We start from the raw sequence: 11,971 nt of genomic DNA, 5'->3' as shown, positions 1-11,971 counted from the left end.
TCAGAACAGCCGTGAGCCGTTGGGAACCGGGCTGTCGGGTGCGAACAGCACGACCCTGCCCTCCGCATCGGCAAAGCCGAGCGTCAGCACCTCGGACATGAACTTGCCGATCTGGCGCGGAGGGAAATTGACCACCGCCGCGACTTGCCGCCCGACCAGTTCATCGGCGCCGTACAGCACCGCGACCTGCGCGCTCGACTTGCGGGTACCGATGGCAGGACCGAAGTCGATCACCAGCTTGTGGCTCGGCTTGCGGGCTTCGGGATAGGGCTCGGCAACGACCACCGTGCCGACCCGGATATCGACCTTGAGGAACTCCTCGAAGGCGATCGGATCGGCAGGGGCTGCGGCGAGATCATGGTCTAGGTGCATCTACTCCATTTCAAGAATGATCGCGTCGACTGCAAGGCTTTCGCCCGCCGCCGCGTTCACGCTCTTCACCGTGCCGGCCTTCTCGGCGCGGAGGATGTTCTCCATCTTCATCGCCTCGACCACCGCGAGCGGCTGGCCGGCCTCGACGGCATCGCCTTCCTTGACGTTCAGTGCGACGAGCAGGCCCGGCATCGGGCAGATCAGGAACTTGGAAAGATCCGGCGGGACCTTCTCGATCATGTGCTTCGTCAGGTGCGCGATCCGTGCCGGGAGCACCGAGACCTTGTGAATCGCACCGCGGGTCGTCAGCTTGTAGCCGGTGGTCAGCGGCTCGAGCTTCACCGCCAGCTTCTCGTCACCCACTTCGGCCTGGATCACTCGGTCGCCCGGAGTGTATTCGAGGCTGAGGTCGATTTCCTCGCCGTCCACCAGGATCGCGTTCTCAGTCACCGTCACGGCGTGATCCGTGCCGGCGACCTTGACCACCCATTCGCTCGGCGGGTCGAGGTCGTCGCCGAGCTGGCCATCGACGCGGCGAGCGCGATCGGAGCGGGCCGTCGACAGGAACCCGGCGATCGCCGCGAGAGACTTTGCTAGTTCCGCCGAGGCCGGCGCGCCGGTGAAGCCTTCGGGGTATTCCTCGGCAATGAACCCGGTGGTGAGCTCGCCCGAGCGGAAGCGCGGATGCTGCATGATCGCGTTGACGAAATCGATGTTGTGGCCAAGGCCCTCGATCTCGAAGCTGTCGAGCGCCTCGATCTGCTTGTCCGCCGCCTCGTCGCGGGTCTTGCCCCAGGTCACGAGCTTGGCGATCATCGGGTCATAGAACATCGAGACTTCGCCGCCTTCATAGACGCCGTCGTCCACCCGCACCCCGTCCACGCCGCGGCGGCCGTTCTCCGCGCCGTCGTCGGTCCAGCCCGGAACCGGCGGGTTGTAGCGGATCAGGCGGCCGGTGCTCGGCAGGAAACCGCGGTACGGGTCCTCGGCATAGACGCGGTTCTCGATGGCCCAACCATCGATCTTCACGTCATCCTGCGTCATCGCCAGCTTTTCGCCGGCCGCGACGCGGATCATCTGCTCGACGAGATCGACGCCGGTGATCGCTTCGGTGACCGGGTGCTCGACCTGAAGGCGGGTGTTCATTTCGAGGAAGTAGAAGCTCTCCCCCGTCGGGTCCGCGCCCGAGACGATCAGCTCGACCGTGCCGGCGCTGTAATAGCCGACCGCGCGGCTGAGCGCGACGCACTGCTCGCCCATCGCTTTCCGCATCTTCGGCGTGACAAACGGCGACGGCGCTTCCTCGACCACCTTCTGGTGGCGGCGCTGGATCGAGCATTCGCGCTCGTTCAGGTAGAGGATGTTGCCGTGCTTGTCGCCGAGGATCTGGATCTCGATGTGGCGCGGGTTGAGGATGAACTTCTCGATGAACACACGGTCATCGCCGAACGAGTTCAGGCCCTCGCGCTTGGTCGCTTCGAAGCCTTCGCGCACATCCTTTTCATTATAAGCGAGGCGCATGCCCTTTCCGCCGCCGCCGGCCGAGGCCTTCATCATCACCGGATAGCCGATCTCGTTCGAGATCCGCACCGCGTGTTCGGTATCCTCGATCTCGCCGACGAAGCCCGGGACGACGTTGACCCCGGCTTCCTTGGCGAGCTTCTTGGACTCGATCTTGTCACCCATCGCGGCGATGGCGTTCACAGGGGGGCCGATGAACTCGATGCCTTCCGCCGCCAGCGCCTCGGCGAACGAGGTGCGCTCGGAAAGGAAGCCGTAGCCCGGATGCACGGCTTCCGCGCCGGTCTGCTTGCACGCGGCGATGATCTTGTCGGCGATCAGGTAAGACTGCGCGGCAGGTGCCGGGCCAATGTGCACCGCCTCGTCCGCCATCTGCACGAACGGCGCGCGAGCGTCGGCGTCGGAATAAACCGCGACTGTCTGGATACCCATGCGCCGCGCGGTCTTGATGACGCGGCAGGCGATCTCGCCACGGTTGGCAATGAGGATTTTCTTGAACACGTACTGCTCCCCTGCCGCTTGCGGGAGGGGCCGGGGGTGGGCCTGTCTTCCGCGAGCGTTAGTCGATGGTGACGAAGTGGAATGCCCACCCCTAACCCCTCCCGCAAGCGGGAGGGGAACAAAAAACTACTCGGCCGCGTCGGCGATTTCACTGCCAAGCGGCGGCATATTGTGCCCAAGCAGCCGCAGCATGTCCGCCGCGCACTCGACCACGTTGCTACCCGGCCCATAGATCCCCTGCACCCCCGCCTCGCGCAGGAAGTCATAGTCCTGCGGCGGGATGACGCCGCCGGCGACGACCTTGATGTCCGGGCGACCGGCGGCCTTGAGGTGGCCGATCAGTTCGGGGATCAGGGTCTTGTGGCCGGCCGCCAGCGACGAGGCGCCGACCGCGTCGACATCCTGTTCAAGCGCCAGCTTGGCGGCTTCTTCAGGGGTCTGGAACAGCGGGCCGCTGGTCACGTCGAAGCCCATGTCCGAAAAGGCCGAGGCAATCACGTTCGCCCCGCGGTCGTGGCCGTCCTGGCCCATCTTGGCGACGAGCATGCGAGGTGCACGGCCGAGGCGGGTCGAAACCGCCCCGACGCCGTCGAGAACCTGCTGGTAGCGGCGGTCCCCGGCGTAGGCCGATCCGTAGATGCCCTTGACCGGGGTCGGGAAGGTCCCGTGGCGGCCGAACACCTCTTCCATCGCGTCGGAAATCTCGCCGAGCGTGGCGCGGTGGCGGGCGGCTTCGACCGCGAGTTCGAGCAGGTTGCCCTTGCCTCGCGCGCCTTCGGTCAGCGCGGCCAGGGCGGCGCGGCACTTCACTTCGTCGCGGTTGGCGCGGGTGGTCTTGAGCCGGGCGATCTGCCCTTCGCGGACCGCGTGGTTGTCCACCTCGAGTGTCTCGAGCTGGTCTTCACTGGCGAGGCGGTACTTGTTGACGCCGACGATGACGTCCTCGCCCTTGTCGACCCGCGCTTGCCGTCCGGCGGCGGCTTCCTCGATCATCGCCTTGGGCCAGCCCGCCGCAACGGCCTTGGCCATGCCGCCCTCGGCCTCGACGCGCTCGATGATCTCCCAGGCCTTGTCGACCAGTTCCTGTGTCAGCGCCTCGATGTAGTAGGAGCCGCCCAGCGGATCGACGACCTTGGTCATCCCGGTTTCTTCCTGGATGACGATCTGGGTGTTGCGGGCGATGCGCGCCGAGAAATCGGTCGGCAGCGCGATCGCCTCGTCGAGCGCGTTGGTGTGGAGCGACTGGGTACCGCCCAGCATCGCGGCCATCGCCTCGATCGTGGTGCGGATGACGTTGTTGTAGGGGTCCTGCTCCTGCAGGCTGACGCCCGAGGTCTGGCAGTGGGTGCGCAGCATCTTCGAGCGTTCGTCCTGCGCGCCCAGTTTCGTCATCACCCGGTGCCACAGCACGCGCGCTGCGCGCAGCTTGGCGACTTCCATGAAGAAGTTCATGCCGATTGCGAAGAAGAAGCTCAAACGGCCTGCAAACTTGTCAATATCCAGCCCGCTCGCCACGCCGTACTTCACGTATTCCATGCCGTCGGCGATGGTGAACGCGAGCTCCTGGACCTGCGTCGCGCCGGCTTCCTGCATGTGATAGCCGGAGATGGAGATCGAGTTGAACTTGGGCATCTCGCGGCTGGTGTAGCCGAAGATGTCCGAGATGATCCGCATGCTGGGTTCGGGCGGGTAGATATAGGTGTTGCGGACCATGAACTCCTTGAGGATGTCGTTCTGGATGGTCCCGTCGAGCAGCTTGCGGTCGACGCCCTGTTCTTCCCCTGCGACGATGAAGAACGCGAGGATCGGGATCACCGCGCCGTTCATGGTCATGGAGACCGACATCTGGTCGAGCGGGATGCCGTCGAACAGGATCTTCATGTCCTCGACGCTGTCGATCGCAACGCCTGCCTTGCCGACGTCGCCCACGACGCGCGGGTGGTCGCTGTCATAGCCGCGGTGGGTGGCGAGGTCGAACGCGACCGAGAGACCCTTCTGCCCGGCAGCGAGGTTGCGGCGATAGAAGGCGTTCGATTCCTCGGCAGTGGAAAAGCCCGCATACTGGCGGATGGTCCACGGCCGGCCCGCATACATCGAGGCGCGCACCCCGCGGGTGAACGGGGCAAAGCCCGGCAGGCCCGGATCGGCGGTGACGTCGTCCGCCGTGTAAAGCGGCTTCACCGCGATGCCTTCCGGCGTCTGCCAGGTCAGGTCCTTGCCCTTGACCTCCTTCGCCGCCGCGCCTTGCCAGTCTTCGATATTCGCCATTTCAACTTCCCTGGAGAGAACCGTGGTCCTGGCCGGTTTCAGCGACCCTGGAATTGCGCGGTACGCTTTTCGACAAACGCTGCCGCGCCCTCCGCCGCGTCCTTGGAGTTACCGGCCAGACGTTGCCCTTCGGACTCTGCCAGCAAAGCCTCCGCATAGGAATTTTCGAGTGCAGTGAGAATGTTCTTGCGCATCGTCGCATAGGCAACCGTCGGCCCGTTGGCGAAGCGGGTGGCCAGAGCGCGCGCTTCCGCAAGCAAATCGCCTTCGTCGACAACCTTGTAAATCATGCCCCAGTCTTCGGCCTGCTGCGCCGAAATCCGTTCACCGAGCATCATCATCTGCGTCGCACGCGCCTTGCCGACGAGGCGCGGCAGCATCCAGCTTGCCCCACCATCGGGGACGAGGCCGATGTTGACGAATGCCTGGAGGAAAAACGCGCGCCGCGACGCAAACACGAAATCGCCAGCCAGCGCCAGCGAGCAGCCAACTCCGGCGGCAGCCCCGTTTACGGCAGTGATCACCGGCAAATTGGCTCGCGCGATCTTCATCATCATCGGATTGTAGTTCCGGGTCAGCACGCGATAGCTGTTATCGCCGCCCGAAATCGAGCTCGTCGAATTTGCCTTGGCCTGGAGGTCCGCGCCCGAACAGAACCCCTTTCCTGCGCCGGTTATCACGAGTGCCCGCGCTCCGAGGGCCGTCACATCATCGATGGCATCGCCGATTTCGTCGGCCATCCGCGGCGGACAAGCGTTGAGACGATCGGGCTGGTTCAGCGTGATGGTCGCGATCTTGTCGCTGACGTCGACGAGGATCATTTCATAGGCCATCAGTGCGCTCCCTCCGTGGGCGTTTCCATGATTTCGGTCAGCACCCCGCCCATGTCCTTCGGGTGGACGAAGAAGATCATCGTGCCGTGGGCACCGATGCGCGGTTCGCCCAGCACACGCTTGCCCATGGCCTCGAACTCCGCCTTGGCGGCGTGGATGTCGGGCACCTCGTAACACATGTGGTGCTGCCCCCCTTGGGGGTTCTTGTCGAGAAAGCCCTTGATCGACGTGTTGCCAGGCAGCGGCTCGATCAGTTCGATCTGCGTCCCGTTAAGCGCACCGTCAGCGCCGGGGGTGTCGACGAAGCAGACCTTCACGCCCTGAGATTCGAGGTCGAACGGCTCGTGAATCTTGGTTGCGCCCATCACGTCGCGATAGAACACGATTGAATCCGCGATCGAGGGCGTGGCGACGCCGATGTGATTCAGCCGACCGAGCTTCATAAGCCTGACCCCAACCTTTGCGAATCTTTCGCGACAACCCGTTCATCGCGCGATTAAATTCGCCGCTATGCGAGGGGGACGCGCTTGGCAAGATGCTGCGTCGCATCATGCGCATTCGTATGTGACGTAGCGTCAAGGCTCGGCGCAGGTCCAGTCAGAAGATCGTGTAGCCACCGTCGATGACGATCGCATCGCCCGTATGGAACGACGAGGCGTCCGAGGCGAGATAGACCGCGATGCCGGCAAAGTCCTCCGGCTCGCCCCAACGGCGCACCGGGACGCGGCCGATCGCCTTCTTGTTGAAGGTGTCCCAGGCCTGCAGCCCCGCGGTCATGTCAGAGCGGGTCCAGCCCGGCAGGATGGCGTTGGCGCGGATGTTGTGCTTGCCCAGTTCAACGGCGATGCCGCGGACCATCGGAATGAGCGCACCCTTGCTGGCGGCGTATGCCTGGTTGGCAGGCGCACCGTGGATGGCCGAGGTGGACGAAATCGCCACGAGCGATCCACCCGGCTCCCCGGCCTCCGACCGCGCAACCATGTGCTTCGCCGCCTCGCGAAGCGTCCAGAACACACCGTCGAGATTGACTTGCATGACCTCGCGCCAGGTCTCTGTCGAGAACTCCGTGAACTTTGAACCTTTGCCCATGCCAGCGTTCGCGACGCAAAAGTCGAGCCTGCCGAAACGATCGACCGCGTGCGCCATATGCTCGCAGATCGCGGCTTCGTCCGAAACGTCGACCCGCTCGACCAGCACCCTTCCGCCGATGGCTTCAAGCCGGGCCTTCGCCGCCGCATTCTTTTCCGGGTTCATCCCCCAAACCACGACATCGGCCCCGGCCTGCGCCAGTCCTTCCGCCATCCCGAGGCCGATCCCGCCATTGCCGCCGGTGACGAGCGCGGCCTTTCCCGTCAGGTCGAAGGGCTTGAATGCCATGGCGGTTTCCTCTCTCGCGTATCCTGTCGCGCGAGAGCTACCGCCCGGTAGGGGCAGCGATCAACCCCTATGCGACTGCGCGAAGGCAGCGGCTGCGCCAAACAGACCAGGCTGCTGATGGGTGATGATCCGCACCGGCATCGCCGCCATCAGGTGCTCGAACCGTCCCTTGGCGCGGAACCGCTCGGCAAAACCCGAACGCAGGAGATGGTCCTTGATGCGCAGACCGAGCCCGCCCGCGAGCACCACTGAGCACCCGCCCTGGGCGAGCGCGATATCGCCCGCGACCGAGCCGAGCGACAGGCAGAAGCGGTCGAGCGCGGCAGTGGCGAGGCTGTCCTCGCCGGACAGAGCCAGCGACCAGATGGCCTTGTCGTCCATGGGCTGGACGGCCTTCCCCTCGATTCCCGCGAGTGTCTCGTAAATGTCGACGATCCCTGGACCGGCGACGACCCGCTCCACCGAAACGCGGCGGTAGCGCTGTCGCAAGCGCGCCAGAATGGCGTCCTCGATCGAGTCGAGCGGGGCGAAATCAATGTGCCCGCCCTCGGTCGGCTGGACGTGGTAACGCCCCTCCCCGCGCCAGACGTGCGCCACGCCGAGGCCAGTCCCCGGACCCAGAATACTGATCGTGCCTTCGGCAGCAGGCAGCGTTTCAGGCCCCGTCAGGTGGACGAAATGCTCGTCGCCGGCCTGCGCGACGGCATGCCCGACTGCCGCGAAATCATTGATCAACACATGACTGTCGACGTTCAGCCGCTCCGCGATCAGGGCCGGACGGATGATCCAAGGGTTGTTCGTGAACTTGATCGCGTCGCCGATGACCGGCGCAGCAATCGCGATGGCGGCGGCGCGGGGAAGCGTGCCGCCGACCAGACGCGCGAACTCCTCCCAAGCGGTCTGGAAGCTCGCGTACTCGGCTGTCTTGAGCGTGACCGCATCGCCCAGCGAGACGACCCTGCCCTCAGCCACCTCGGCCAGAGCAAAGCGCGCGTGGGTTCCGCCGATATCGACCGCGACGACCTGCATGTCCTCACCCTTCTGTTGTTGTCAGAGCCCGGCGGCCGCGAGCATTGCCGAGCCACCCTTCTCGGCCGGGTCGGCATGACGGCGCATCAAGGCAAACAGTTCGCGCCCCACGCCTACTCCCTCCGCCGGCGCTTCGGCGTCGGGCCGCGCTGCCCACCCCGCCGGATCGACAAGCGCGACAAGCTCGCCCGTCGAGGCGCAGACCCGCACCACATCGCCGTCGCGAAGCTTGGCCAGCGGTCCGCCGTGGCCGGCTTCGGGCGAGACGTGGATGGCTGCGGGGACCTTGCCCGAGGCCCCCGACATGCGCCCGTCGGTGACCAGCGCAACGCGGAAGCCCCGATCCTGCAGGACGCCGAGCGGCGGAGTGAGCTTGTGCAGCTCCGGCATGCCGTTGGCTGAAGGCCCCTGGAAGCGAACCACCACGACGACATCACGTTCGAGCTCGCCCGCCTTGAATGCGGTAAGCACTTCGTTCTGGTCCGAGAACACCCGGCACGGGGCCTCGATCGTCCACCGGGCGGGATCGACGGCACTGACCTTGATCGTCCCGCGGCCGAGATTGCCGGTGAGCAGGCGAAGGCCGCCTTCGGGCTGGAACGCATCGGCGACGCCCCGAAGAATGGTCTCGTCGCGGCTCCGCGCAGGTGCAGCGTCCCATACGAGGCTATCGCCCTCCATCCGCGGCTCCTGCGCGCCTTCATCAAGCGAGGCGCCATAGACGGTGCGAATGTCGGCATGGGCCAAGCCTGCCCCGATCAACTCGCGGATCACGAACGGCATCCCGCCCGCCGCGGCGAAGTAGTTCACGTCGCCCGCGCCGTTGGGATAGACGCTGGCGACGAGCGGGACGACGCGGCTCAGTTCGTCCATGTCGTCCCAGTCGATCAGCACGCCGGCGGCGCGGGCGATGGCCGGGAGGTGGATCACGTGATTGGTCGAACCTCCAGTTGCCAGCAGTCCAACGATCGCGTTGATGATCGCCTTCTCGTCGACACAGTGGCCGAGCGGGCGGTAGTCGTCGCCGTCCCAGCCGATCTTCGCGACCTGGTGAACCGCGGCCCGGGTCAGTTCCTGGCGCAACTTGGTTCCCGGATAGACGAAGCTGGAGCCGGGCATGTGCAGCCCCATCATCTCCATCATCATCTGGTTGGAATTGGCCGTGCCATAGAACGTGCAGGTGCCGGCCGAGTGGTAACTGGCGCTTTCGCTCTCGAGCAGTTCGTCGCGGCCGACCTTGCCCTCGGCATAAAGCTGGCGGATGCGGACCTTCTCCTTGTTGGCGAGGCCCGTCGGCATCGGTCCGGCCGGCACAAGGATCGTCGGCAGGTGCCCGAAGCGGAGCGATCCGATCAGCAGGCCGGGGACGATCTTGTCGCAGATCCCCAGCAGCAGCGCGGATTCAAACATGCCGTGGCTCAGCGCCACCGCCGTACCCATGGCGATGGTGTCGCGGCTGAACAGCGACAGCTCCATGGAGAGCTGGCCCTGCGTCACCCCATCGCACATTGCCGGGACGCCGCCGGCGACCTGCGCGGTAGCGCCGACCTCGCGGGCGAACAGCTTGATCTGCTCGGGATAGCGCCCGTAGGGCTGGTGCGCCGACAGCATGTCGTTGAAGGCCGTGACGATGCCGATGTTCGTCGCCTTGCCGGTGCGGATGGCGATCTTGTCGTCACCCGCCGCGGCAAACCCGTGTGCGAGGTTGCCGCAGCTCAGGTTCGGGCGGTTGACGCCCTCGTCCCGCGCCCTGTCGATCAGATCGAGGTAGCGACGGCGGCTTGCCCGCGAGCGTTCGATGATCCGGTCGGTGACCTTGGCGACAACGGGGTTGAGGGGCATCTCATTCGCTCCAGTAAATTGTTACCGGCGGTCCATCCCCCCGGAGGACGTCGGAAACGGGATAGGATTCGCTGCCGCGAAGGGCGCGGTCGATCACGGTCCGCTTGTTCGAACCCGTGACCACGAGGATGATTTCCCCGGCGCGCTTCAAGGCGGCCCAGTTCAGCGTCAGCCGGTCGAACGGCGCTTCTGGCGGCAGCGGGATCGGCGTCGTGGCGATCACGGTCGGGCCGGGCCGGATGACCGCGACCATGTGCGGAAACAGCGAGGCGATGTGGCCATCCTCGCCCATGCCGAGCCAGACGAGGTCGAACGGCCGGGTCTCCATGCCTTCCTCAAGACGCTCGATCGTCGCGCCCTTCGCGCCAAGCGCGGCGGTGAGCTTGGCGTAATTGCTGGCGGGGTGATCGTCCGGCACCTGGCGGTCGTCCGTCAGGCACAGCGTTACCCCGGACCAGTCGAGGTCGCGGTCGGCGAGCAGGGCGAACACCTTGAGCGGGGTCGAGCCGCCAGGAACCGCGATACGCTTGCGTCCCGGTTTCGCGACTTCCCCGGCAATCCGGTCGGCGACCGCGGCCGCGTCGCCGGGATCAGCCCAGCGGACCTCAGTCATTCCAGCTCCTCCCGTCGCGCTCGGTCAGGGCGATCGCGGCGTTCGGACCCCACGAGCCTGCGGCATAGGACTTCACCTCGTCGTCGCCTTCAGCCCAGAGCTTGCGGATCGCATCGACCCAGCGCCACTGCGCCTCGACCTCGTCGCGGCGGACGAACAGGGTCTGCTCGCCCTCGATCAGGTCAAGCAGCAGGCGTTCATAGGCAATGCGCTTGCGCGCCTTCGCGAAGGCCTGCGAGAGCGAAAGATCGAGATTGACCTCGCGCAGGACGATCCCGCCCCGGTCGAGCCCCGGCTCCTTGGCCATGACCTGGAGCCGCACGTATTCCTCGGGCTGGAGGCGGATCACGAGCCGGTTGGCGCGCAGCTTGCCGCCGCGTTCGGCGAAGATGTTGTGCGGGACCTGCTTGAACTGGACGACGATCTCGCTGCGCCGCTCGGCCAGGCGCTTGCCGGTGCGCAGGTAGAACGGCACCCCGCTCCAGCGCCAGTTTTCGACATGCGCCTTGATTGCGACGAAGGTTTCGGTGCCGGAGGAATCGCCAAGATCGTCGGCATAGCTGGCGACTGCCGCGCCCTTGACCGCACCCGCGCTGTACTGGCCGCGGACCATCTCCGACGCCTTGACCGGCTGGAGCGCACGCAGGACCTTCACCTTCTCGTCGCGGATTGCGGTCGAGCCGAAGTCCGACGGTGGCTCCATCGCGGTCAGCGCGAGGAGCTGGAGCATGTGGTTCTGGACCATGTCGCGCAGCGCACCGGTGTCGTCGTAGAAGCCCTTGCGCCCTTCGAGGCCGACCGTCTCGCTCACCGTGATCTGCACGTGGTCGATTCCGGCCGCGTTCCACAGCGGCTCGAACATCATGTTGGCGAAGCGCAGCGCCATCAGGTTCTGGACGGTTTCCTTGCCCAGATAGTGGTCGATCCGGAAGATCCGGTCCTCGCTGAACGCCGCGCCGACCGCGTCGTTGATCCGGCACGAGGAAGCGAGGTCGTTGCCAAGCGGCTTCTCGAGGCCGATCCGCACGCCTTCGTGGGCCAGGCCTGATTGCTTGAGGCCGGCGATGGTGGGCTCGAACAGGAACGGCGCGGTGGAAAGGAAGATCGACAGGCCGCCGGTCGTATCACCAACCTTGTCTGCCAGAGCGGCAAACCCGTCGATCTGCGACGCGTCCAGCGTCTGATAGGACAGCCGCTCCAGAAAGCTCGCGAGCTTGGTCTCGTCGCGGCGGTCCTCCGGCAGGAACTCGGCCAGTGCCGCCCGCGCGATCTCGCGGAACTCGGCGTCGTCGTGCTCGGAACGGGCCGTGCCGACGATGCGCAGCCCCTCGCCGATCAGGCCATCCTCGTGCAGCGCATAAAGCGATGGCAGCAGCATCCGCCGGGCAAGGTCACCGGTCGCCCCGAACAGGAGCAAGGCGGAGGAACGGCTGTCGGGCATCGGTCTTGTCTCCCCGTTGGTGGAGCCGGCTTATCGGCAAGCCCGGGCTTATGCATCACGCATTGGTATTCCGCGAATATGTATTCGGAAGTCGGCGGCGCGACCGGGACGAGGAGGCGATGACCGGATATTCGTATGCGCGCCGATTGCCGTCCGGAACGCCCCATGCGATCC

The 11,971-nt window shown here is 65.7% G+C and carries 10 protein-coding genes; all 10 read right to left on the bottom strand.

Translation table 11 applies throughout. The features are described 5' to 3' along the window. The 10 genes from AC3WLD_RS10040 to zwf all read right to left on the bottom strand — a co-directional run bounded on the left by AC3WLD_RS10040 (position 1) and on the right by zwf (position 11,797). Positions 1-372: a tRNA-binding protein gene (locus tag AC3WLD_RS10040; RefSeq protein ID WP_492556822.1), complete on the bottom strand. Its 372-nt coding sequence runs from the start codon at positions 370-372 to the stop codon at positions 1-3. Continuing rightward, positions 373-2,394, bottom strand: a complete 2,022-nt coding sequence (locus AC3WLD_RS10035) for an ATP-binding protein (RefSeq protein WP_492556821.1) — start codon at positions 2,392-2,394, stop codon at positions 373-375. It lies immediately after the preceding gene. A 126-nt stretch (positions 2,395-2,520) separates the two neighbouring features. Further along, complete coding sequence (gene scpA, locus AC3WLD_RS10030; RefSeq protein WP_492556820.1) at positions 2,521-4,662, bottom strand: methylmalonyl-CoA mutase; 2,142 nt, start codon at positions 4,660-4,662, stop codon at positions 2,521-2,523. 38 nt (positions 4,663-4,700) lie between these two features. Then, positions 4,701-5,495 (bottom strand): enoyl-CoA hydratase-related protein, encoded by a 795-nt coding sequence (locus AC3WLD_RS10025; RefSeq protein ID WP_492556819.1) that lies wholly within the window; start codon positions 5,493-5,495, stop codon positions 4,701-4,703. Next, complete coding sequence (mce, locus tag AC3WLD_RS10020; RefSeq protein WP_492556818.1) at positions 5,495-5,938, bottom strand: methylmalonyl-CoA epimerase; 444 nt, start codon at positions 5,936-5,938, stop codon at positions 5,495-5,497. The genes AC3WLD_RS10025 and mce overlap by 1 nt, the downstream gene beginning before the upstream one ends. 154 nt (positions 5,939-6,092) lie before the next feature. Next, positions 6,093-6,872, bottom strand: a complete 780-nt coding sequence (locus AC3WLD_RS10015) for an SDR family NAD(P)-dependent oxidoreductase (RefSeq protein ID WP_492556817.1) — start codon at positions 6,870-6,872, stop codon at positions 6,093-6,095. A 60-nt stretch (positions 6,873-6,932) separates the two neighbouring features. Next, positions 6,933-7,901, bottom strand: coding sequence for a glucokinase (glk, locus tag AC3WLD_RS10010; protein ID WP_492556816.1), 969 nt, complete (start codon positions 7,899-7,901; stop codon positions 6,933-6,935). A 21-nt stretch (positions 7,902-7,922) separates the two neighbouring features. After that, positions 7,923-9,743 (bottom strand): phosphogluconate dehydratase, encoded by a 1,821-nt coding sequence (gene edd, locus AC3WLD_RS10005; RefSeq protein ID WP_492556815.1) that lies wholly within the window; start codon positions 9,741-9,743, stop codon positions 7,923-7,925. Position 9,744: 1 nt separating this feature from the next. After that, positions 9,745-10,356: a 6-phosphogluconolactonase gene (locus AC3WLD_RS10000; protein ID WP_492556814.1), complete on the bottom strand. Its 612-nt coding sequence runs from the start codon at positions 10,354-10,356 to the stop codon at positions 9,745-9,747. Next, positions 10,349-11,797 (bottom strand): glucose-6-phosphate dehydrogenase, encoded by a 1,449-nt coding sequence (gene zwf, locus AC3WLD_RS09995; protein ID WP_492556813.1) that lies wholly within the window; start codon positions 11,795-11,797, stop codon positions 10,349-10,351. Before zwf ends, AC3WLD_RS10000 begins: the two co-directional genes overlap by 8 nt. Positions 11,798-11,971 lie beyond the last annotated feature (174 nt).

The organism is Novosphingobium sp. FW305-C-111, from assembly GCF_058783565.1.
The sequence above is the reverse complement of the archived record's forward strand: the minus strand, read 5'-3'. Positions and strand labels throughout refer to the sequence as shown.

Bases quoted from the DNA above. Each gene is read 5' to 3' on its own strand.
- scpA (WP_492556820.1), bottom strand. From the start codon at position 4,662: ATGGCGAATATCGAAGACTGGCAAGGCGCGGCGGCGAAGGAGGTCAAG.
- glk (WP_492556816.1), bottom strand. From the start codon at position 7,901: ATGCAGGTCGTCGCGGTCGATATCGGCGGAACCCACGCGCGCTTTGCT.
- zwf (WP_492556813.1), bottom strand. From the start codon at position 11,797: ATGCCCGACAGCCGTTCCTCCGCCTTGCTCCTGTTCGGGGCGACCGGT.
- AC3WLD_RS10015 (WP_492556817.1), bottom strand. From the start codon at position 6,872: ATGGCATTCAAGCCCTTCGACCTGACGGGAAAGGCCGCGCTCGTCACC.
- AC3WLD_RS10040 (WP_492556822.1), bottom strand. From the start codon at position 372: ATGCACCTAGACCATGATCTCGCCGCAGCCCCTGCCGATCCGATCGCC.
- mce (WP_492556818.1), bottom strand. From the start codon at position 5,938: ATGAAGCTCGGTCGGCTGAATCACATCGGCGTCGCCACGCCCTCGATC.
- edd (WP_492556815.1), bottom strand. From the start codon at position 9,743: ATGCCCCTCAACCCCGTTGTCGCCAAGGTCACCGACCGGATCATCGAA.
- AC3WLD_RS10025 (WP_492556819.1), bottom strand. From the start codon at position 5,495: ATGGCCTATGAAATGATCCTCGTCGACGTCAGCGACAAGATCGCGACC.
- AC3WLD_RS10000 (WP_492556814.1), bottom strand. From the start codon at position 10,356: ATGACTGAGGTCCGCTGGGCTGATCCCGGCGACGCGGCCGCGGTCGCC.